21 protein-coding genes, 1 tRNA gene and 1 pseudogene are annotated in these 20,274 nt (G+C 60.2%); 5 read left to right on the top strand and 18 right to left on the bottom strand.

Annotated features, from left to right (window positions below; all coding sequences use genetic code 11):
• Nucleotides 1–304 precede the first annotated feature (304 nt).
• From ALC15_RS11830 to ALC15_RS11870, 11 genes are all read right to left on the bottom strand, one after another.
• Entirely contained in the window at nucleotides 305–1,144 is an 840-nt protein-coding gene (locus tag ALC15_RS11830) for a hypothetical protein (protein WP_128089500.1), read from the bottom strand.
• A gap of 57 nt (nucleotides 1,145–1,201) precedes the next feature.
• Entirely contained in the window at nucleotides 1,202–1,618 is a 417-nt protein-coding gene (locus ALC15_RS11835; protein WP_050627367.1) for a hypothetical protein, read from the bottom strand.
• Nucleotides 1,619–1,621: 3 nt separating this feature from the next.
• Nucleotides 1,622–3,172 carry a hypothetical protein gene (locus ALC15_RS11840; protein ID WP_050627368.1) on the bottom strand — a complete coding sequence of 517 codons (1,551 nt, stop codon included), beginning with the start codon at nucleotides 3,170–3,172 and terminating at the stop codon, nucleotides 1,622–1,624.
• Nucleotides 3,172–3,336, bottom strand: coding sequence for a hypothetical protein (locus ALC15_RS44130; RefSeq protein WP_157860902.1), 165 nt, complete (start codon nucleotides 3,334–3,336; stop codon nucleotides 3,172–3,174). Before ALC15_RS44130 ends, ALC15_RS11840 begins: the two co-directional genes overlap by 1 nt.
• Nucleotides 3,326–3,757, bottom strand: a complete 432-nt coding sequence (locus ALC15_RS11845; protein WP_050627369.1) for a hypothetical protein — start codon at nucleotides 3,755–3,757, stop codon at nucleotides 3,326–3,328. Before ALC15_RS11845 ends, ALC15_RS44130 begins: the two co-directional genes overlap by 11 nt.
• 291 nt (nucleotides 3,758–4,048) lie before the next feature.
• Entirely contained in the window at nucleotides 4,049–4,441 is a 393-nt protein-coding gene (locus tag ALC15_RS43310; protein WP_128089501.1) for a hypothetical protein, read from the bottom strand.
• A gap of 144 nt (nucleotides 4,442–4,585) precedes the next feature.
• Nucleotides 4,586–4,927, bottom strand: a complete 342-nt coding sequence (locus tag ALC15_RS43315; protein WP_128089502.1) for a hypothetical protein — start codon at nucleotides 4,925–4,927, stop codon at nucleotides 4,586–4,588.
• A 297-nt stretch (nucleotides 4,928–5,224) separates the two neighbouring features.
• Nucleotides 5,225–6,358, bottom strand: a complete 1,134-nt coding sequence (locus tag ALC15_RS43320) for a hypothetical protein (protein WP_128089503.1) — start codon at nucleotides 6,356–6,358, stop codon at nucleotides 5,225–5,227.
• A gap of 27 nt (nucleotides 6,359–6,385) precedes the next feature.
• The gene (locus ALC15_RS11860) at nucleotides 6,386–6,658 is read right to left on the bottom strand and encodes a hypothetical protein (protein WP_050627372.1); all 273 of its coding nucleotides are present in this window, start codon (nucleotides 6,656–6,658) and stop codon (nucleotides 6,386–6,388) included.
• A gap of 404 nt (nucleotides 6,659–7,062) precedes the next feature.
• Nucleotides 7,063–7,899 carry a site-specific integrase gene (locus ALC15_RS11865; protein ID WP_210168587.1) on the bottom strand — a complete coding sequence of 279 codons (837 nt, stop codon included), beginning with the start codon at nucleotides 7,897–7,899 and terminating at the stop codon, nucleotides 7,063–7,065.
• Entirely contained in the window at nucleotides 7,899–8,489 is a 591-nt protein-coding gene (locus tag ALC15_RS11870; RefSeq protein ID WP_050627374.1) for an Arm DNA-binding domain-containing protein, read from the bottom strand. Before ALC15_RS11870 ends, ALC15_RS11865 begins: the two co-directional genes overlap by 1 nt.
• Before the next feature lie 160 nt (nucleotides 8,490–8,649).
• On the opposite strand from ALC15_RS11870, the gene ALC15_RS11875 reads away from it, so the two are divergent.
• The 4 genes from ALC15_RS11875 to ALC15_RS11890 all read left to right on the top strand — a co-directional run bounded on the left by ALC15_RS11875 (nucleotide 8,650) and on the right by ALC15_RS11890 (nucleotide 12,396).
• Entirely contained in the window at nucleotides 8,650–9,600 is a 951-nt protein-coding gene (locus ALC15_RS11875; RefSeq protein ID WP_050627375.1) for an acetamidase/formamidase family protein, read from the top strand.
• An 87-nt stretch (nucleotides 9,601–9,687) separates the two neighbouring features.
• The gene (locus ALC15_RS11880) at nucleotides 9,688–11,514 is read left to right on the top strand and encodes an AMP-binding protein (RefSeq protein WP_050627376.1); all 1,827 of its coding nucleotides are present in this window, start codon (nucleotides 9,688–9,690) and stop codon (nucleotides 11,512–11,514) included.
• A gap of 164 nt (nucleotides 11,515–11,678) precedes the next feature.
• Nucleotides 11,679–11,879, top strand: a complete 201-nt coding sequence (locus tag ALC15_RS11885) for a hypothetical protein (protein WP_016844973.1) — start codon at nucleotides 11,679–11,681, stop codon at nucleotides 11,877–11,879.
• Nucleotides 11,880–11,928: 49 nt separating this feature from the next.
• The gene (locus tag ALC15_RS11890; RefSeq protein WP_050627377.1) at nucleotides 11,929–12,396 is read left to right on the top strand and encodes a GcrA family cell cycle regulator; all 468 of its coding nucleotides are present in this window, start codon (nucleotides 11,929–11,931) and stop codon (nucleotides 12,394–12,396) included.
• 54 nt (nucleotides 12,397–12,450) lie between these two features.
• Here the strand turns inward: ALC15_RS11890 and ALC15_RS11895 are convergent, their stop codons facing one another.
• The 3 genes and pseudogenes from ALC15_RS11895 to ALC15_RS11905 all read right to left on the bottom strand — a co-directional run bounded on the left by ALC15_RS11895 (nucleotide 12,451) and on the right by ALC15_RS11905 (nucleotide 15,925).
• The gene (locus ALC15_RS11895; RefSeq protein WP_050627378.1) at nucleotides 12,451–13,413 is read right to left on the bottom strand and encodes an SDR family oxidoreductase; all 963 of its coding nucleotides are present in this window, start codon (nucleotides 13,411–13,413) and stop codon (nucleotides 12,451–12,453) included.
• A gap of 352 nt (nucleotides 13,414–13,765) precedes the next feature.
• On the bottom strand, nucleotides 13,766–13,945 hold the full coding sequence (locus ALC15_RS11900; RefSeq protein ID WP_094193847.1) for a hypothetical protein: 180 nt from the start codon (nucleotides 13,943–13,945) through the stop codon (nucleotides 13,766–13,768).
• A gap of 445 nt (nucleotides 13,946–14,390) precedes the next feature.
• Nucleotides 14,391–15,925: pseudogene (locus ALC15_RS11905) on the bottom strand (porin).
• A gap of 454 nt (nucleotides 15,926–16,379) precedes the next feature.
• Between ALC15_RS11905 and ALC15_RS11910 the strand changes: the two are divergent.
• Nucleotides 16,380–16,892 (top strand): MarR family winged helix-turn-helix transcriptional regulator, encoded by a 513-nt coding sequence (locus ALC15_RS11910; RefSeq protein ID WP_050627380.1) that lies wholly within the window; start codon nucleotides 16,380–16,382, stop codon nucleotides 16,890–16,892.
• 293 nt (nucleotides 16,893–17,185) lie between these two features.
• On the opposite strand, the gene ALC15_RS11915 is transcribed toward ALC15_RS11910, so the two are convergent.
• The 4 genes from ALC15_RS11915 to ALC15_RS11930 all read right to left on the bottom strand — a co-directional run bounded on the left by ALC15_RS11915 (nucleotide 17,186) and on the right by ALC15_RS11930 (nucleotide 20,206).
• On the bottom strand, nucleotides 17,186–18,877 hold the full coding sequence (locus ALC15_RS11915; protein ID WP_210168588.1) for a radical SAM/SPASM domain-containing protein: 1,692 nt from the start codon (nucleotides 18,875–18,877) through the stop codon (nucleotides 17,186–17,188).
• A gap of 110 nt (nucleotides 18,878–18,987) precedes the next feature.
• Nucleotides 18,988–19,065: transfer RNA gene (locus tag ALC15_RS11920), tRNA-Pro, on the bottom strand.
• A gap of 84 nt (nucleotides 19,066–19,149) precedes the next feature.
• Nucleotides 19,150–19,743, bottom strand: coding sequence for a MerR family transcriptional regulator (locus tag ALC15_RS11925; RefSeq protein WP_050627382.1), 594 nt, complete (start codon nucleotides 19,741–19,743; stop codon nucleotides 19,150–19,152).
• Nucleotides 19,744–19,870: 127 nt separating this feature from the next.
• Entirely contained in the window at nucleotides 19,871–20,206 is a 336-nt protein-coding gene (locus ALC15_RS11930; RefSeq protein ID WP_035631661.1) for an integration host factor subunit alpha, read from the bottom strand.
• Nucleotides 20,207–20,274: the final 68 nt, after the last annotated feature.

Here is a 20,274-nt window from a genome sequence, read left to right on the forward strand (position 1 = left end):
CGGGTGGAGATGTTACCATATATCTGATTCGTGCAACCCATGCGGGTATGGTGCCCGCCGTCGCCGAGGAAGGCGAACTCAAAACGACGGCGGGCTCTCAATTCCGCGCTTGCCCCCCGCACGGAAGAGATCGAAATGGTGTCGGCCACGCCGTCGTGCGCCGGCTGCCGACTCTAGGAATCTCAAGCTTCCCAGCCCACCCCGTGAAGCACGGGGATCGAGCCGCGTCGGCTGGAACCGATGACCGAACCGACCGCCCGGACTCGACGACTGACTCAACCCCAACAGCCATCGAGGATCGAAATCATGCTGCGGCCGCCATCGAACGCACGGTGATCCCGAGCACAGCTTTGGGGTCAGCGGTCGGACGTCGGGCGATGACCTGGCCCTCATCTTCGGCCGCTACGATGATCGCCTCCTCGAGTTGCTCCAATTCGTACAGACGTTTGGCGATGCTCCGCAATCGTTCGGACTTATCCGAACCTGTGAGCGCGAGTCTGGGAGGCGGCATTGCGTCGATCAACTCATCGAGCCTTTCGCCAAACCGTTCCGGATCGAACCACGCGAGAGCCGCTGCGATGTCGAGAATGGGTGCTGTCGCGTCGTCTAGATACCCCTCAAACCTGATGCTGAACTTTTCGTGGGTCGCGGTGATCAACGGCCGTGCGAGCCGTCTGCGCTGCTCGATCCAGCTTCTGACATTCGCCTTGATCTCCTCGATTGGAGGGCCGGACTGGCTGACCTGAATTCGCTCCGATACGAGTCCAGCGATCTCGCGCCGTATCCGGTCTACGGCAGTGGTGTAGTTTTCGCCATCCTGTAGCTTGAGCCGGACGGGCTTCGCATCGGCGATATCGACATTCGGAGGCAGCCGCTCCAGATAACGCCGCAAGCTTGCATTCAAATCGGCGCATTCTCGATGCCGATCCTGATGTTGCTGATGCGAGGTTCGGAGAGTGGTCAGTTCCCGTCTGAGAGCTCTGACCCGGTCGCCATCGGCCGGATTGATCGCGATCGCCTTTTCGACGTCGCTGATGCGACCAACTGTCGAATGCATCAACACGAATGCCTGCTGCTGCTGATCGGCAAGCCGGAACATCTTGTCGTGGGCCTTTGCCGGAAGCCCCATATTGCTATTACTCATCATTTACATTCCTTTGGTGATGAGGCCCGTCAATCGCTCGACGGGCCTCAGTTGGTTTCAGCGTTTCCACGCCGCTTCTAGGCGGCGGTCCCTTGCCGCAATGAGTTCATCGTGAGTCAGCGTCGTCTTCGTCGGTGGTGCATGGTGCGGAGTCACCTGATCGACGACCGGAGGCGGATTGCGCCAGGCATTCGACAGCTTGGCATTCCGCGCATCACGCAACCGTTCACGTTCGGCCGTCGCGGCATCGGTCATGACGGCGACGCTGGGCCGGTGGCCCGCATGCAATGCGTCGAACTGCTCGATGCGCCTTGCAGCCTGCGCTTCCGCTATTGCCGCCATCAGAGCCGGATCGCCGTTATCCATAAGCGTCATCCTGATGGTCGTGCGGTCACCATCCTGCAAGATGCCGTGGCGGCGAACGCGAACCCCTCGCTTATCAATCACGTCGATGTAGTCGTTAGTCGTGGTCATGATTCAAAGTCCTCGTGATGTGAGAAATCCGGATAGTCTCTGTGCAGCAGGGCTGCTCTCCGAGGGACCGCCGACCCAAGAAAGATCGGCGACATACCTATATTTGCGGATGCCCATCGATGTCAGGACGCCAGCGACCGCATTGGCTATATCGTCATGGCCGTTGGGAGCGTGGTCGATGCTGTCCTTGCCGGATCGAGCGGTGCGGCGTTCAAGACCGCACAACTGGTTCAACAACTTGGGATGATCGAGGAGGTCGCATTTCCGCGACATCATCAACGGCAGAAACTCGCCGTAGATGATGCTCTTCGGATTCACGGCCGGATCGTATTTGATGCCGCGCTCTAGGAACTGCTCTCGCGGCCATTCCCCAGCGTAACGGTCGCCTTTGACTTCGGTGATGCTGTAGGATTTGAGTAGCGCCGAAAACTGATCGACGACATCGCGAGGACTGAAACTCGGTTTCACCTCGCGAATTACGTCCAACACTGAGATGCCGTTCTCGACGTGCCCGATTGCGAGCGTCGCGCTGTCTTTGCCCGAGCCGCCGCCGGCAAGGTCTGTGAAGGCGTGATACTTGAACCCGGCGAGATACGGCCGCTCCCGTTCTTCGGAGGTCACGGCCTCGACAGCCTCGCGAGCGATGAACGTCTCGACATCAGAGCGGAATTCCGCACCATACTCTGCTGCTGCGGAAACGGGATCGTTTTCGTACTCCTTCGCGATCTCCTCCTCCGGCACGTTGGGGTTCATCACCAGCGTGGGGGCTTTCCAGACCAAGGACGGGTCGTGTTCCTTGCCGTAGTGCTCCCGATACGCGTTGAACAACACTCCCTTCTTCGCGTAGGGGCTGGAAGCCGCGAGAATCATGCTGTTCGGGATGGTAAGAAGCCCGGGCCGGAGTGCCCGCAGTATTTCCTCATCAGGAGAGGATGAATCCTCGGTCGCGAAAAATGCAACTTCGTCAAGTAGCACCGCTACCAGCGTAAAACCACGGGTTGATTTAAATGAAGCCGTGGCGACTTCGATGGTCACGGAATTGTTGAGGTCAAAGCCCTCCTGCCATTCACGCTCGACCATCTGGGAAAGCAGTTTGACGCGTGTCAGAAGCGCTCGAATATATCGGAGGATTGTGCGAGCCTGCTTACGGTCAGTTGCAATTACAAAAACTGTGCCACGTTCGCCGGGTGTGAGATACTGTCGATAATCGTGGAAGCAAGCCAAAAACACTGCGCAGAGAGCGAGCACGAAAGACTTCCCAGCGCGACGTCCGCAGATCAACCAGCCTTCTTTTGCGGGCTCAGATGGAGGCTCGTTTCGTCCGGTGCATTTCCGATAGATCGCAAGCTGCTTCGCCGTCATCGGCAACGAAAAGAGCGCCGCAATGAAGGCGAACCAAGAAATCCAAGTGTTCTGGTCTTTGAACCACGGCTTGAAGAGCTGCCGATCGTTGATGCAGTCTAGCAGCGTCGGGTGTGCGGATGATTCTCGTTTTCGAGGTGTGGCGGTGGTCTTAGTGTCGTCAAGGCGCTCACGATGACGACGAGTGCCCATCAATCCTCCGTGCCTAAGATGAATGCCATCACCACAGCGTTGTCATGTTCGATAGCCTCGGTCTCTGCCATGCCCTGATCGGGCAGTGTGGCAGTGCCCGGCTGGAGCTTGATCGACGCTTCCATTACGGCACCCTGCGCAAATGCATCCATTTCAATCGTCATCCTCGTGATCGATGGTGAGCACTTCACGTCGCGGCTTGGATTTGGACGCCAAGTACTCATGCAGACTGGGCGTTACGTCACGAGGGCGACGTTTCAAGCCGACGCTCTCTAGGAGCCTGCGCATGCTGTTCGCCAAACGCTGGTATGATTCCAGCGCCGTTGGGCTTGCGTCCTCGACTGCGAACTTCGCTTCCATCTGTTCAAGCTGGACAATGAGCGTGGCCGCACGCCGCACGATGGCGAGTTCGGCCTCTGATGCAGTAGGCCCTAATTCATCAGTGTGAATCTGCAGCACGTCCCGGAAGCGCAACGCGTACGACGTGCGCATGTCGAGCCCTTCCGTTTTCAAGAACAGCTTGCGGCCCGATGTGACAGCAGACTGCCGCTTACGGTTTTGACGCCCTTTTATCTGGCCGTGCATCGCGTTTTCACATCCTGTTTCTGCGCCTCAATCAGAGGAACGCAAAATGCGCCTGATTTGGGCGCGAAACGTAACCTCCGAACTAACCTCAAGACTAGCCCCTTGGCAGAAAGCCACTAACGACAGGGCTTTCTGTGAATCGTTCCGTGATATCTAGTCATGAGAACCCGCCGCATTCGATCAAATCACGCGTCATCAGGAGGCCTGTCGAGAAAATATCGAGGCGTTGGGATGCGTGGTTCGCACCAAAAAACGGGGGATGTATTCGCGCCCGATCCAGCTCCCTATCCATCATCGATCACGGGCACGTCGACGATTACGCTTGCGGCGTTCAAGCGCGCGTTCGTCGATTAGGCCTTCGTCTCTCAGGAGCCGGATGATCGCGCGCATTTCGGCTCTGACGGCGCTGACCAGAATACCAGTGGCCGCGATGTTCTCGCGCTCCGATTCGTCGCAGACATCCCTGTAGGTTTCGGTCAGGATCGTCAGAAGCCGAATTCGTGTTTTCAAATTTCGCGCGCCGATCTCCTTCATTTCCCTTTTCGGGGTTCTTTCGGAGGGGGATTTTGCGGCAGCGTTGTGCTTCCTCGGTGTGAGCGCGTTTGGGATTTCTTGCAGCGCCAGTCGTTCCCGGCGTTTCCGACCTGGGCCGGCGTATTCGAACGTGTTATCCCAATCGGACATGTTGGGTGTCGATCTCCTCATATCATCATTGTTGAGAGGGCATCTGGATGGCAGTTTCCTGAGCAGCAGAGCGGTTTCTGGGGGCATTTCGTCGTCTCTGCGATCCCCTGCCCCCGTGCTGCTGAAATCGCCCTGTGCTGCGGTTCATTTTCCGGCGTGCGTCCGGTCCGGCAGTCGTTCGCGGACAATCGTCCGTCCGGTCGCGAGATAGCTGCTCAGCAGCGACCATGCGCGCTCATCTTCATTTCGACGCTCGGAGATCGCTTTCATCAATTGGATGAATGTGGCGTCCGCGGGTACCAGTGATTTTGGAGCGGCCAGCTTGCAGCGTCGTTTGTACGAGCGCCTGCGGTCTGCGGCCTTACGCGCTTCTCTCTGTGCCGGAGACTCCGGCTTGTAAGTGAAGCGAAACGGCTTCCTCTGACGAGGACGCTTGGCTTTAGTCTTTACGAGGGTGTGATCCTCTTCTAGCTTTTCCCGTTTCATTCTAGGTTCTCCTTCAAGCTTGATCCAATCAACGAAGTGGGATGGGCGCGCGAGCGCCTATTCTTTTAAAGCTCTGTCTGAAATCATGTTCTTTCTGATATCTCTTTCTAATAGGGCACCTCGATTTTGGCAGTAAGCGTTGCGGCACAGGCGTTTCTTCGATCTTGAGGCCGACAGATGTACGAGCCTCGCCATCCAGATGTACGAGCCGGATTGCCCCAAACCTCCCACATGTACGAGCCGAACTGCTCCAAACCTCCCAGATGTACGAGTTTTCGATGGTGCGCGGCTGGATCGTCATTCAAACTCGCCAAATTGCATTCGCGCTTCAAAATTGCGCCAGAGCCTAGCTTTCTTCTCGACATCATCAGCAGGCGGCCTGTCGTCCAGTCGCTCACGCTCGATGCGATTTTTCGGCTTCGGCTTCTTCACACGCTTCCGCATTGCGCGGTCGTATGCGTAGGTGCCGGCCTCAAGCGGGACAAATCGAACGCGCGTGCCGTCCGGCTCGATCTCGAAGCGCGAAGGCATGTGGATTTTGTGCTCCTTCTGCAACAGACCGAGATTGAGCTTGGGCAAATAGTGTTCATTGAGATAGTTCAGAGCGCGCTCGATGGCTCGATTGGCGAGCCATGCGCGGTCGTAACCGAACTTCTCCGCCAGTTTCTTGTAGTCGCTATCGCCTTTGCTACGGTAGATATTGATATACTGAAGCCACAGCAGCAGTTCCGTCGCGGGCGAGGATTTGATCGGGAGAGGCAATGGCACCTTCTCGTATTGCAAGCCCAGCCACTCGCCCGAGATCGATAGCAACAGCTTGCCTTCGAATTTCTCAACCATGCAAAACGGCGATATCTCTTGGCCGTCAATCTTGATCGGGCGGCTCAACGTCGTCAGTGCCTCGTCAAGCCGCGCAATATTTCGTGCGCCAAGTGTCAGGCCCGTAGCTTGCAACAGTGCTGTCCGGGCGACGTCAACAACGATCCAATCTGGCATTGGCGCTCGTCGCAGTCGTTTCTTCGCTTGCCGATAGGTGTGCTCGCCCGCATCCCGGAGCGCTTTCCCGCGCTTCACGGGTTTGTATCGCGGAGCCGTTGAGCGCCCCTCTTGCAGCGTGAAGGTTGGAGCCACGTGCTGTCGCATCGGAGCTGGAGCTGCTTCGCCCTTTCTGCGAAGCGCTTTCACCTCCGCCCAGTCATCTGTGAACATTTTGTCAAATGCCAACTCGCGTTCGACACCTTTGGCTCCAGCCGCGAAGGCACGCTGGTGATTGTTTTCGCCGTGTTGCTGACGAGCCAGCGACATCAGCGTACCCAACACCGCGATGGTGAACGGAGGAAGCCGGTGCGAACGTGGGTCCGCGCAAATGCTCTTCGGGACGCACGCGTAGGCTGGTCGCGCAACCTCGCGCGATCTTGCTTTGATCTTCATTGAAATGAAATACTCCGTGCGGCGCGGCTACGACGTCGAGGTTTCGACGGTTGCAGTCGAGACTCCACCGTAGCTTTTCAGGTCTGCGAGCTTGTAGAAGACCGTGCGCCCTTTCGGATGCAGTCGGATCACGTCGAGTTGTCCGCCTCGACCCTTCTCCATCTTTTTGACCGTGTCGGGATGACATCCAAGGATGACAGCGGCCTCCTTACGCGAGACGAGCTGTCGAACTTCAGTGATCGGCTTGGGCTGATTTGGACCGCGCGGAATTCCCTTGCGGGGCTTCTTCGATTTCGTCATTGGTCAATCCATTCATCGCTACCGCACTCCCCGTTCTCACTGAACGGAGGTCATGCATTGGTTTGCGATGCGGATCAGGACCGGGCTTGCCTGATTGGACGGCAGAGCACCACACGACGGGCCTCTGACTTCATTCCCCGGGTTTGCATCCTGCCCGGTTACGACGCGGTACCCTGACCAACGAGCACTCAGTCTCGATGGACGCCGCAGGAACATCATTGCAGATCGATCATGCGCAATCAACGGTGAATAAGCACGATGTTACAAGGGCTTCTTCCAGTTATGATATCTCGTTAGAGAAAAACGCGCTGGGGAGCAGCATGAGAGCGGTTTCCGGGGTCCCCCGTGTCTGGGACGCATCCGCGCAAATTTCCGCACGGATGCTGCTCCTGCTGCGCTGGACGTCATCGCGAGATGGGCACGACGTTCCCGGAACGGCGGGGCTCCAAGATGCGCGCGATCAGCATCGAGAGGGCGACAAGGGCCTGTGCTCGCTCGTTGTCGTAGGTGTGGCGATCGTAAATGCCTTCTACGCCCTTGATCACATGGCCCAAGACGCGCTCCGCGAGATCGGGCCGGACCTTCGCGCGCGACATCAGCGAGCGCGCTGTCCGCCGGAGATCGTGCAATATCCACCAATGACGTTTCAGTTCAGCTTTCAGCTTCTTCTTGGCCTTGTCGTCTTTCTCAGCCGCTATGTCCGCGAACAACGCTCTAATCTTCGCGACGAATGCCAACATCGATTTATCGTTGCGCTGAACTGCGACGGAATGCAGTTCTTCCAACATCCGCTTATCTAGGGCCGCTTTGCCCTGACTGAACGCTGTCAGTGAGCCGAAGTATTGCCCCGGCTTGTCGCGTTCTGCGACAGTCGCTGCTGGGAAAACGAAGTCATTGAGCAGGAGTTCGCGTTGCGCCTCGATGATCACAAGGGCGGCCTTGGGCAGCTTCAATCGCTTGGCGTTACCCTTCTCCCTCGTCTCGGTCGCGATCGTCCAGGTATCGTCGCTGAGATCGTCCCACTTCATGGTGCTGACCTTGGTCCGGCGCTGGGCAGTCAGGAGCAACATCTTGCAGAAATTTCCAAACGTCCCCTGCCCCTCGCACGCCTTCCACAGTGCCCTGACTTCATCATCAGTCAGGATGCGCTCGCGGTCGTGTTCGCTCGGGTTTTCGATCCGGGCCAAGCCGGGTCGCATGGGGGAGTTATAATCATCGTGGCCGGCGCTGTGCTTCGACATCATCCGACGCAGCACTGCGAGCGTGAGGTCTGCGGTCCTTTTTCCCGCGTCTCCTCGATCTCGTCGAGAAGGTTCGCGATGTCGGACCGTCGGATGGACTCGAATGGTTTTGTTCCCCAAGCCGGATAGACCTTCTCGACCATCCTGCGGATTTGGGAGGCCGTCCGGAGTTTCCCGTCAACGTACTTCCGCAAATAACGCTCGGCGACGACCTCGAATGTGTCGGGACCCGTCGCAACTTCTACCTTGGCCGGGATGTTATCTCTGTCGGCCTTGAGCTTTGCGGCTTCGTCGCGAGCGGTCTTGAGCGCCATGTGATCCGGAGCACCGGGTCGGAAATATCCAAGATGCCTCGTTCGCATCTTGCCGAGTGCCTTGTGATAAAAGCTGACACGCCAAGCCTTGGAGCCAGACACGTTGAGCACCAAGAGGAGTCCGGGTTGTTTCTTGTCCCGATAGGTGACCTGCGCGGTCTCCCCCTCACGCAATTTGAGCTTTCTGACGCTCATATCCGTGAACAGGCGGCTGCGTTTCTTATCCTTAGAGCGATCCCTAACCTTGCTAGGAGACGGATTGTCCGGGTCAGTCATGGGGGGCCACGATGCTAGGTTGAAGTTACGTTTCGAGGGCGCTTTGACGATCCCGGACGATCATCCGCGATCCCTCAAATTTTAGGCTAACTCCTTGATAAGTTGAAGGTTATAGTTCTACCAATCATCGTCAATCAACGCCAATCAACGAGCCTCATGGATGAGTAATCCGCCCCATCATCACCTGAAGTCCAGTCCCGAAACCTGCCATTGGGGCTTCTTTGAAGCCAAGCTGAAGCCGGTCCTTAACGTCACGAGCGGCGACGAGGTCACGATCGAGACCGTCAGCGGTGGTGCCGACGTGGTGCCCGACCGAAGCAAATTCCATGTCCCGCCGGAGCTCGACGACATCCATGCGAAGAACGAGCGGATGGTGCCCGGGCACATCCTGACCGGTCCGATCGCAGTGGCCGGCGCCGAGCCCGGCGACGTGCTCGAGGTCGATATCCTCGACGTCCAGCTGCGCCAGGACTGGGGCTACAATCTGATCAAGCCGCTGTCCGGCACCCTGCCCGATGACTTCCACGAGACCCGCATCCTCAACGTCCCGCTCGATCGCGGGCGGATGGTCGGCCGCATGCCCTGGGGCCTCGACCTGCCGCTGAAGCCGTTCTTCGGCGTGATGGGCGTCTCGCCGCCGCCGGCCTGGGGCCGCATCTCCTCGCTGATCCCGCGCGCGATGGGCGGCAATCTCGACAACAAGGAGCTCGGGGCCGGAGCCAAGCTGTATCTGCCGGTGTTCGTGCCGGGCGCGCTGTTCTCCTGCGGCGACGGCCATGGCGTGCAGGGCGACGGCGAGGTCTGCGTCACCGCGATCGAGACCGCGCTCACCGGCCGCTTCCGCCTCACTCTGCGCAAGGACTTCAAGCTTGCTTATCCGCGCGCCGAGACCGCCGACCACTACATGACGATGGCGATGGATCCCGATCTCGACCAGTGCGTGGTGCGGGCGCTGCGCGACATGATCGTGCTGCTCGGCGAGAAGCGCAATCTGTCGCGCGAGGACGCCTACACGTTGTGCAGCCTGGCCGCCGACCTGCGGGTGACCCAGACGGTCAACGGCTCCAAGGGCATTCACTGCATGATCGCCAAATCGGTCGTTCACGGCTGACGGACGGTCGATAAGCCGCACTTGTGCTCCGCGCGCGCGGCTCGATACAATCCCGGTCCCAACGAACAAAAATGGACGGGGACGGATATGCTGAAGGACAGGCTTTCACCGGCCGATGAGGCCGCGCGCGACAAGGAGATGCGGGAGACGCTCGCAGCCTGCCCGCGGATCCTCGATCTCATCGCCCGCGGTCCGCAGGGCGCGCCGGACGCAGAAGCCGCGATCTATTTGCGCTCGCCGCTCGATCCCAACCCGGTCGTGATCTCGAACGATCAGCTGATGGGCTACGTCAAGGCGGCCGAAAACTACTTCCGCGGCCAGGGCATCGGCAAGGACGATGCGGTGGCGATCCTGGTGCCGGCCTGTCCTGCAAGCATCGTTGCGATCTTCGGCGCGGCAGCCTGCGGCGTCGCCGAGCCGCTCAATCTGCTGTTCACGCGCGAAGCGATTGTCGCCCAGCTCAATGCCATCAACGCGAAACTGCTGCTGGCACCACCACCGGGCACACCGGGTGGGCTCTATGAGCGGATCGAGGGCTTGCAGCGCGAGGTGCCGTCGCTCAAGCGCATCGTGACCGTGCCGCTCGACGGCACGATCTCGTTCGACGGCGAGGTGCTGCGGCCCGATCCGGGGTGGCGTGACGACTATGGCAAGTCCAGGGATATGAGCGAGGCCGACCGCGTCGCGGTGATGCTGCCGACCGGCGGCACGACAGGCCATCCCAAGGTGGCGCGACTGACCAACCGCGCGATGGTCGCCTCCACCGTGTCCTCGCGGATGGCGCTCGACTTCCATCGCGGCGAGCGCGCGATGATCACGATGCCGCTATTCCATGTCGGCGGCTTGTTCTGCACCTCGGCCAATTGCCTATCCGCCGGCACGACGATGGTGATCCCCGGTCCTGCCGGCGCGCGCGATCCGGCGCTGGTCCGGAACTTCTGGCAGATCGTCGAGCAATACCGCATCAACATCGCCGGCAACGTGCCGACCATCCTCGGGGCGCTGGCTGATATTCCGGTCGGGGACAGCGATATCTCGACCCTGCGCGTCACCGCCACCGGTGCCTCGATCTGCCCGCCGGAGATCGAGCGGCGCTACCTCGCGACCTGGGGAGGTCCCTGCATCCAGCAGCTCTACGGCATGACCGAGCTCGCCGGCGCGATCACCCATGACGTGCACGGCGTGAAGCCGCGCGCCGAAAGCGTCGGCACCCGCAATCCGCTGGTCGAGCTCGCGATCCTCGAGGGCGGCAAGCTGCACACCGGGCCGTGGCCCTCGCCGGTCGGCGAACTCCTGACCAGAGGTCCGCAGGTGTTCGCCGGCTATGTCGACAAGAAGCAGACCGAAGAGGCGTTCCGCGACGGCTGGCTGCGCACCGGCGACATCTGCCGGATCGATGCCGACGGCTTCGTCTACATCATGGGCCGGGCCAAAGACGTCATCATCCGCGGCGGCCACAACATCGACCCGCGTGCGATCGAGGATGCCGCGCTGGCATTTCCGGGCGTGGCACTGGCCGCGGCGGTCGGACGTCCCGACAGCTATGCGGGCGAAGTGCCGATGCTGTTCGTCTCGGCGCAGCCCGGCGCGCAGATCGATCCGAACGCGCTCGCCGCTTTCGTGCAGGACAACATCCTGGAGCCGCCCGCGCGGCCTCGCGTGGTGTCGGTGATTCCGGAAATGCCGGTCACGCCGGTCGGCAAGATCTTCAAGCCCAAGCTGCGCGAGATCGCCGCCGGCGAGGCCGCGCGCGAGCTGTTGGCGCTGGAGGGTCTATCCGCGGAAGTCAGCGTCGAGGCCATCACCGACCCGTCCCGCGGGCTGTACCTGAGCGTGAGCGCGCCTCCGGACAAGGCCGAAACCGCTGAGCGGCTTCTCAAGAAGTTCCCGGTCAAGGTCGAGTTGCGCGCTTAACCCATTCATATCGCTAAAAATTCTGATCACGACGCCGCGCCGGAAGCGACTTCCGACGCGGCGGTTCGCATTTTGCGGCCAGCGGCTTGACGAACCGCCGCATTCCTAAATAGACTCTAAATAGATACTTTTCAGTACAGGCGTTCAAGGTTAAGCATTTTCTCATGGCTACGGAAAAGGCCGAAACCGACCGCGTCCCGGTCACACTGGCACTCTCGACCATTGGTTATCTCGAGAAGCTGGTGAGACAGGGCACCCACGGCACGAGCGTCCCGGGCGTTGCACGGACATTGATCGAGGAAGGCATTCGGCTCGCCATCAAGGACGGGTTGCTTGCAATCCGCGATAACGGCCGCACGCCCTGACGGCGCACGCGTCCGCGCGGCGGTTCAACACAGAACGTGGAACCGTCAGATGATTGTCAACCAAGAGACCTGGACGCCGGAGCGCGTCGACCAACTCAAGATCTACTTTGAAGCCGGCCTCTCCTGCCGTGACATCGCCGTCAATATCGGCGTCAGCCGCAACGCGGTCATCGGCAAGCTGTCGCGGCTGAACCTGACGCGCACGACGCCGGACGAACGCCGGGCACGGCGCAAGAAATCCGCCGCACACGCCGCGCAACGGGTGACCGCGAAGCAGCAGCTGCAATTGCTGCAGGCAGTCTACGAACCGCCCGCCGAGGACACACCGATCGTCAGCACCAACAGCTGCTCGCTGTTCGAACTGAGCGAACAGCGCTGCCGCTGGCCGATCAGCAGCCCGGGCGCCGACGATTTCTGCTTCTGCGGCAACACGCCGCTCGGCGGCATGCCCTATTGTTCAGGGCATTACCGCCTCGCCTATCAGTCCGGGTCGCGCCAGCGCGCAATGCGCGGCTAGGGCTTCGGGCACGACGAGCATCGGTTCTGACCTCTGTCAGAACCGATGCATTGATCAGCCGACCTTCCAGCCGGTCGCCGCCACCAGGTCCTGATAGAACTCCGGCGTGTAGGCCTGCTCCGGCGTCTTGCGCACGCGCTCGTCGAGCATATGCGCATCGTCGCCGACCAGGATGCGCCAGCGATCGGCCTTGACGCCGTCGAGGATGATCTTGGCGGCGGCGGCCGCCGTGGTCGGCGCCTCGTCGTGGAAGATGCGGGCGCGATCGAGCGCGAGCTGCTGGATGTCGGCGTCCGACATCTTGGCGACGTCGATGCCCTGCCCCTGCAGCCGCTGGCGCGCCTGCTTGAGCTCGTCGGGATTGAGCTGATCGGAGCCGTTCTGCACCTTGCGCGAGTTCGACACGATCGAGGTGCCGATGTGACCGGGCATCACGACCGAGCATTTGACATGCGGTGCGTTGAGGCGGAGATCGTTGATCATCGCCTCGGTGAATCCCTTCACGGCGAATTTCGCCGCGCTGTAGGCGGTGTGCGACACGCCGAGGCCGACCGAGGCCCAGAACCCGTTGACGCTCGACGTGTTGACGATGTGCGCCTCGTCGGCCTTCACCAGCAGCGGCAGGAAGGTGCGGACGCCGAGATAGACGCCGCCCCAGCAAATGTTGAAGGTGCGCTCCCACTGCTCGCGGGTGTTGGTGAACAGGCTGCCGCCGCCGCCGATGCCGGCATTGTTGAACAGCAGGTGGATCTTGTCGGTCGCCTGCTGTTCGATCAGCTCGTCGCGGAAGCGCTTGTAGTGATCTTCGATCGAGACGTCGGCGACGTGGGTGGTGATGCGGAGGCCCTGCGGCAGCTTCTCGACCTCGCAGAGCCGCTTGGTCTCGGCCATCGCCTCCATCGAGACGTCGCACATCGCGACATTGCAGCCCTCGGCAACGAGCTGGCGTGCGAGCTCGCGCCCCATGCCCGTGCCGCCGCCCGTGATGACGGCAATCTTTCCGGCGAAATCCTTCATGTGAGATCCGTTCCTTCCCTGCGTTTTTTCTTGGTTTCGGCTGGAACGCGGATCGCACTTCCGGCCGTTTGACTGAGGCACTGTACATCACCGAATTATCGCCCAGCAACGGTGCCCGACGGTCACGCGCGCGGTCGGGCCGCGTCGAGTAGATTGAAGCGGAGGATGCCGCAGCGAAATCATTCCACGCTGCGAACAATCTGACATCGACAACCGGAGACGACGACCGCGCAGATCGTGAACAGCTTGCGCGCGACAACGCTGACGGCAATCGCAGCAGTCGCCCGGAGACCTGGCGCGCAGCGCGTGACACCACGATTGATCGGGTGCAACTCCGGGGATCGCTGCTGCGCTATTCGGCTGTCTCGATCCGAACCGGTGCGCGCCGCCGCAACGCGGCGGCGCCGACGCTCATGACAAACTTGAACAGGCCCCGCCACGAGAAGTCGACGACCACCTCATGGTGCCGCAATCCCTTGCCGCCCTTCACCAGCCCGAGATCCCGTATCAAGCAGTAGTGGCCGCTGCTCATCCGAGCCAGGCGGCTGTTCTTGAAGCGTCCCATGAATGACGAGAATGCACTGCGGACCGATTCCGTCAAATCTTGACGGCATCGAATCGACGCGGCGCTGTCGGCCTGCTGTGCAGACGACGGCTTGCGATGGCCGCGGACGTCTCCGTCTCCGGCGCCGGCTCGGGTCATGAATCAAAAACCTCCGGCAGGGCATTGCCGGAGGTTTGGGAGGCTTAGCATGTCGCTAAGAGCCATCATTCAATGTGTTGGCCGTGGCGTATATAGTTTAGTAGATCAGCTAAGTAAATAAGTTTGCCGCCAATGAATCGCATGGCTCGTCTTCGCTCTTCGCGTGGACCGAAATGTCGCAGCCAGTCTTCCGCCACCACCTGTTTCGGTCGAAGAAAAAACCCCGGCAGTTGCCTGCCGGGGTTCTGTCGGATCGAGATCAGATCAACCGGTATTACCAGTTGCGCTGAGCGCGGAAGAGCATCTGGACAGTGTCCTGATCCTTCAGCTCGTAGGTCGCGGTCGGCTTGCCGATACCAGCCGACGAGGTGGTGATCGTGCCGGCGTACTTCTGATCGAGATGGACGTAGGTCACGTCGGCCGAGAAGGTCAGGTTCTTGACCGGGGTCCAACGGGTGATCACGCCGATCTGTCCGATGTTGTAGTCGGGGTTGCAGTTGGTCACGCCAGCGCCGCCACCGAAGGCCGTGCGGAACGTGCCACCGACGCCGCCAACGCCGCAGATGAGCGACTTCGCCGTGTCGTTGTACATGACCGCAGCGTAGGCACCGTACAAGCTGGTGTTCCAGTAGGGATCCCAGTTGTGAGTGTACGCGCCGCGGAAGCCCCAGGTCTTGATCGACTGCTGCTGGCCGCCAGGGCCGAACACCGTATCGGGCGCCGTGCCGAAGCCGACGCTTTGATAGGCGCCCGCCAGGTTCGTGCTGCCAAAGATGGCGATCGAGCTGAACTGGCTGGCCAGTTCCTGGATGTTGTAACGGGTCGCACCGTCGGTGTAGACGCCCTGGACGTTGATGGTGTCGCCGGGTCCGGTCGGGATGTTCTTGATCGACAGGGCCAGTGCACCCGCCCAACCCCACTTGTCGTCGGGATGACCGGTCAGCTCCGTGCCACCGTAGTACGCAGCATGGTTGTCATGCGCGGCGACCGACGCCTGGAAGATACCCCAGGCCTGATCGACCTTGAGCGCGGCGACGAAGTCCGGCGCGATCGTGCCGGCGTAGTCGCTCGAACCGTAAGCACCGCCGACGCGAGGTTGTTCACGCCAGCCTGCATGTAGGCAACCTGGTCCTGCGCCGACAGAGCCAGCGAGACGCCGTTGCCGAACTGCGCGGTGTAGGTGAACTGGTTGATGCCGTTGGTGGTGCTCACGCCACCGACGAGACCGTCGTAGTTGTTGCCCGGATAACCGTTCCAGGGAGCAGCGAACTGCGAGACCGACTTACCCATGGTGAAGCCGGCGAACTGGATGAAGGCGTAGTAGACGCCGACCGAACCGGCAGCAACGCCACCAGAGCCAGCGTTGTTCGGCGCCGCAGCGGTGCCGATTGCCGAGTAGATCGACGAGCCGTTGCCCTGACCGGTGTAGCTGTCGGAAGTCCAGGTGAACACTGCATCGAAATAGGTGCGGACCACGCCGTACTCGGTCGCGGTGCGCGTATCGATGTTCAAGTCTTCACGCGAACGCCAGGTGTAGCCGTTGGTGAAGCGGTTGTTGGCACCGCTGGCGCCGTTGACGTTCGGGCCGTAGACGCTGTTGCCGTTGACGACAACGTCAGCGCGGACGAAGCCGCCCAGCTTGATACAGGTGTCGGTGCCGGGGATGTAGTAGAAGCCCGGACCATAGAGCGAGCAAACCTTCACGTACTCGACCGCTTTGGCCTTAACGGGAAGATCAGCCGCCTGTGCCCCGCCGACCGCGACCAGCGCGGCGGCCGAGCCCAGAATAAGGCTCTTCGCCAATGTCATATTAAACCTCCAAGTTGCTCATATGCGTAGAGTCCGGGTCGCGAGCGACCCGTGATCCTCCCGCATTGTCCAAGACCGTTTTCCCCAAACCCCGCACCCGCAGATCAATCTCTGGAGTGCGGCGGACTTGAACGATCACCGCAACGGGACGATCGAGATTCCCCTACCGCCGGGTTCAATATGCATGGGCGAGTTCGCCAAACAAAATAGTTTATAAAGTCAGGAATACGAATGAGGCCACACTGTGTCCCGCCAGCAACGCTCGACGTAAGCCCCTTACCTGCATAGGTAATTTTGTCGCACCCCAAAAAACCGAATCGTCACATACGCATCATAATTGCTTTACGTTCACTTGCCTTCCTGAGCGACTTACGGGAAAAAACATCGCGGCCGACGCGGGAAACAAGAAATAAATCAGCACAAAGCTGAGTCGGCACCTAGGGAAGGGGAAGCTGTGTCAGTGACCAGGAAGGATCAGGCGCGCCAGCGCGCCATCGAGCATCTCGACATCATCAAGCGCTTTACGCTCGAGATCTCGTCCATCAACTCGCATCTCGAACGGGTCCGCCAGCTCTGGGGCAAGGCGCTCGGCGTCAGCGGCCCGCAATGGATGATTCTCATCGCGATCTCGGATCTCGACAAGAATGACGGCGTGCCGATCAACGTGGTGTCGAAGCTGCTGCACGTCGATCCGTCGTTCGTGACCACGCAGTCGAAGCTGCTCGAGCAGAAGGAACTGCTGCATCGCTCACCCTCCCCGGCCGACGCGCGCGTGGTCCGGCTGTCGCTGACCGACAAGACCCGAAAGCACCTGGCGGGCCTCGCCGAGCAGCACAAGGCGTTCAAGAAGACCGTGTTCGAGGAGTTCAGCGAGCATGAGCTGGCCGAGTTCACCGGCAAGCTTGCGATGCTCAACAACCGCCTGGAAAAGGCCTGCCTGATCGCCGCGATGGATTTCGAGACCTGACGGCCGGGCGCAAGCGAGGCCCGAGCCGCCGGAAATCAAATCCCATTTAGGCCGTCTTGGGTGTGATGGATCGGCTGGTGTTGGGCAATGCGGCTTCGGAGCGGATAGCGCTCCTGATCATCGCTTGACCCGACCAAGGCCTCGACCTGGCGCGTCGCGGTGGGGCTTGGCTTGCGTTGGTCCGGAGTTCGGCCGCGACTGCGACGGTTGCACCAGCGGTTCATCAACCGCCAACAGCTCTCAAGGCTGTCATCCCGCCTGAGTTCGGCTTCAACTGAAATCAGGCAGAAGGCTCAGCCTTCGTAATTTTCCTCAAAATGAGCTGGGACCGGCAAATCGACGAATTTGAAGAAATCTCGCTGATTCCAGTAGGTGGTTTCTGGATCAAAGCGGTCGATCTTCCTGCACTGCGCACAAACAGGATTCATGTTGTCGCCATTGGCGGTACGTCGATAGGCCTGCAGGATCGGCGAATTCCAGAACTCGCGCAGCCCCGAGGTGGTCCGAATGGCTTCGCGATCAAAGTAAGCGCCAATATCCGCGGCGAGACCGCAGCAAATGGTCGCCTCCTCGCGGCGGCTCTTCCAACCCCATAGCAGGAATAGATGTCGCCACGGTTCACCGCATTCCTCAGGAACCTCGTCTTCCCATCGATTGCCGAAATAGATCTGCGTCTGTTTCGAGAAAGGCGGCGGGACGCGCACTTGCACACCAAGTTCCTTGGCCCGGTCGACGACGCGCGCGAACATCTCGTCGGATCGCTCTTTGTCAAAATAAAGCGAATCGCTGAAGCCGAATTTCGAGTTGATGACTTCCTCGTGCCCGGCATGAATGTCGGGAATGTAGTGTGGATAGAAGTGGATGAACGTCACCATATGGGCGCCGTTCTCGGCGGCAAATTCAAGATTCTGAAGGGCGCTGCCGAGGTTCCACTTCATCATGACAAAATTGGCCTGGACGAATGGTCTTTTGGATCCGTTCAGGGCCTGCTTCATCGCGCGCATATTCGTGGAGAACTTCTCCCAGTCCCCCTGGTGAATAACCCGATCATAGTCCTCGCGATTTGACGCGTTCATCGACACGTAGAGATAGTCCAGTCGATCGTAGAACTCGTCCAAGCGCTTCTTAACAAGCGAACGGCCATTGGTGAGTATTGAAAGATGGAGGTGCGGGTTGTTGTCCCGGACGTAGCTGAATATCTCAGAAAATTTGGGGTGGATGATCGATTCAGCCGTGCCGGCAGAGAAGTTCAGCCACCAGGCATACTTAAACCACTCGATTTGCTTGATGTGTTCGAGGGGAAGAAATGCTTTGGGCACGTGATTATGCGTATACTTGCAGAACCGGCATTGAATGTTACAGACCGAAGTCAGATCCATGCAGATGTCGGGCGGAAGCGCGTATACCTGATCCATCCTCGCCTTGGTCTCGTGGACGGAAAGCTCGTAGTTCGCGAGATGCGGCTGCGGCATCTCGTCTACGAGACGCTTCAGCGCGCTATATCGATCAAGCAGGAGATTTTCATTCTCCCATCGGCGGAGCCTCGGCTCGAGAAGCTCTGACTGCGTCACGAGCTGCGAACGCAGAAGGAGATCGTTGTAGACGCCGTGTCGAAATGGCTCGGGCTGAAGTACATTGGGCGCTGTCGATGGCGCGAGGTCTTCGGCGGCGGCCTTCTGGCCAATACGCCAAGCTTGCTTGAAATGCCGCTTGGCCTGATTCAGGAAAGCGAGGGCTTGCGGCCCATTTTGAGGACCGAGCGCGTCCGCCAAGCGTTTTGCTAACCCCGTTCCCACGATGGGCTCCCCCGCAAATGTTCGAACCGAATTAAGCCAATGCAATATATTAGGCAAGTGGCTGGAGGCGCGGAGCGCAACCATCGCGAATTCTTCAGGAGACGTCGCAGCGCTTCTTGCAGGTAATGTGTGCTGATAGGAAAAGCGGCCGATACGAGTTGCGCATTCTAGGCCTTCGAACTTCGCCATCCCGCCGGCCCTGGCGGGGTCGCCGCCGGTTCCGCGCGCGGGCCCCAGCGACATTCCGTCTTGTCTTCCCAGCCCGAATTCCGGGAAGGCTTACCGGTCAAAGTCTTTGTTGGTCGGAGCGAGAGGATTTGAACCTCCGACCCCTAGTCTCCCAGACTAGTGCGCTAACCGGGCTGCGCCACGCTCCGATGCCGTTCCATTAGCTGCGATCCTGCGTTCGCGCAAGGCGGAGCAGGCCCTTGAAGGCTGCAATCCGGGCACCGGTTCCCGGATCAGCCGTCTTTCATCGCCGTATCGATCATTTGCCGGCAGGCGACCAGCTCCTGCAGGGCGCGTTCGAGCCGCTCCCGATCCGCTGAAGGAACGGACGGCCGCACCGGTGGCGCGGCGGACGCCTTGCCCGGCTGGGCATGCGCCTTGTAGGTCGAAAGGATCGGATCCTCGTCGGGATCGACGAATCGGTAGTCGATGCCCTTCTCGTCGCCGTCGCCCTCCTCGCCGTCGAAATCGAGGCCGTCATTGCTCCCGAGGTCGTCGGGCTCGGCCATGCTGTTGCCGACCGCCTCCTCGACCGCACCGAACGAGACCGCGGCGGTCTGGTCGGCGATGCCCTGCACCGACTTGATGCCATGCTCTTTCAGGATCCGCTGCACGCCGCGGATGGTGTAGCCCTCGCCGTAGAGCAGCCGGCGGATGCCCTTGAGCAGGTCGACGTCGTCGGGGCGATAGTAGCGGCGGCCGCCGCTGCGCTTCATCGGCTTGATCTGCGCGAAGCGCGTTTCCCAGAACCTCAGCACATGCTGGGGAATATCGAGCTCATCTGCGACTTCACTGATGGTACGGAACGCATCCGGCGCCTTGTCCAAATGCCCGCTCCTCTGGCTTCAATGCCTGTAGCCTCGCCGTTCGGGTTGAATCGGAACGGGACTCCAGACTCTGGTTCTGGCGCGTCTTCTTCACGCGAACCGGGTATCCACTTCGCTTGAAAACGCTCTAGTCGGCCTTGCTGCCGTCGCCATTGGTGACGACGTGGCCGTTGATCCGCTGCTTCAGGATCGCCGACGGCTTGAACACCATCACGCGCCGCGGCGAGATCGGCACCTCGGTGCCGGTCTTTGGATTGCGGCCGATACGCTGGCCCTTCTTGCGCACCATGAAGGAGCCGAACGAGGACAGCTTCACCGTCTCGCCCTTTTCCAGGCAATCGGTGATCTCCTTCAGCACCAACTCGACAAACGCCGACGATTCCGTGCGCGACAGACCCACCTTTTGGTAGACCGCCTCGCACAAATCGACACGCGTCACTGTTTTTCCGGTTCCCGTCGTCATCGCCTGCCCCGCACTCTCGGCGAACAATTTCTTGACTGAAATTAAAAGCTTAGCGCGCAATGGTCAAC

This window comes from Bradyrhizobium viridifuturi (assembly GCF_001238275.1).
Taxonomy (GTDB): Bacteria; Pseudomonadota; Alphaproteobacteria; order Rhizobiales; family Xanthobacteraceae; genus Bradyrhizobium; species Bradyrhizobium viridifuturi.

Coding starts and splice junctions, on each gene's coding strand:
- ALC15_RS11830 (WP_128089500.1), bottom strand. CDS start 1,144: ATGAGTAATAGCAATATGGGGCTTCCGGCAAAGGCCCACGACAAGATG.
- ALC15_RS11835 (WP_050627367.1), bottom strand. CDS start 1,618: ATGACCACGACTAACGACTACATCGACGTGATTGATAAGCGAGGGGTT.
- ALC15_RS11840 (WP_050627368.1), bottom strand. CDS start 3,172: ATGGGCACTCGTCGTCATCGTGAGCGCCTTGACGACACTAAGACCACC.
- ALC15_RS44130 (WP_157860902.1), bottom strand. CDS start 3,336: ATGACGATTGAAATGGATGCATTTGCGCAGGGTGCCGTAATGGAAGCG.
- ALC15_RS11845 (WP_050627369.1), bottom strand. CDS start 3,757: ATGCACGGCCAGATAAAAGGGCGTCAAAACCGTAAGCGGCAGTCTGCT.
- ALC15_RS43310 (WP_128089501.1), bottom strand. CDS start 4,441: ATGTCCGATTGGGATAACACGTTCGAATACGCCGGCCCAGGTCGGAAA.
- ALC15_RS43315 (WP_128089502.1), bottom strand. CDS start 4,927: ATGAAACGGGAAAAGCTAGAAGAGGATCACACCCTCGTAAAGACTAAA.
- ALC15_RS43320 (WP_128089503.1), bottom strand. CDS start 6,358: ATGAAGATCAAAGCAAGATCGCGCGAGGTTGCGCGACCAGCCTACGCG.
- ALC15_RS11860 (WP_050627372.1), bottom strand. CDS start 6,658: ATGACGAAATCGAAGAAGCCCCGCAAGGGAATTCCGCGCGGTCCAAAT.
- ALC15_RS11865 (WP_210168587.1), bottom strand. CDS start 7,899: ATGTCGAAGCACAGCGCCGGCCACGATGATTATAACTCCCCCATGCGA.
- ALC15_RS11870 (WP_050627374.1), bottom strand. CDS start 8,489: ATGACTGACCCGGACAATCCGTCTCCTAGCAAGGTTAGGGATCGCTCT.
- ALC15_RS11875 (WP_050627375.1), top strand. CDS start 8,650: ATGAGTAATCCGCCCCATCATCACCTGAAGTCCAGTCCCGAAACCTGC.
- ALC15_RS11880 (WP_050627376.1), top strand. CDS start 9,688: ATGCTGAAGGACAGGCTTTCACCGGCCGATGAGGCCGCGCGCGACAAG.
- ALC15_RS11885 (WP_016844973.1), top strand. CDS start 11,679: ATGGCTACGGAAAAGGCCGAAACCGACCGCGTCCCGGTCACACTGGCA.
- ALC15_RS11890 (WP_050627377.1), top strand. CDS start 11,929: ATGATTGTCAACCAAGAGACCTGGACGCCGGAGCGCGTCGACCAACTC.
- ALC15_RS11895 (WP_050627378.1), bottom strand. CDS start 13,413: ATGAAGGATTTCGCCGGAAAGATTGCCGTCATCACGGGCGGCGGCACG.
- ALC15_RS11900 (WP_094193847.1), bottom strand. CDS start 13,945: ATGAGCAGCGGCCACTACTGCTTGATACGGGATCTCGGGCTGGTGAAG.
- ALC15_RS11915 (WP_210168588.1), bottom strand. CDS start 18,877: ATGGCGAAGTTCGAAGGCCTAGAATGCGCAACTCGTATCGGCCGCTTT.
- ALC15_RS11930 (WP_035631661.1), bottom strand. CDS start 20,206: ATGACGACGGGAACCGGAAAAACAGTGACGCGTGTCGATTTGTGCGAG.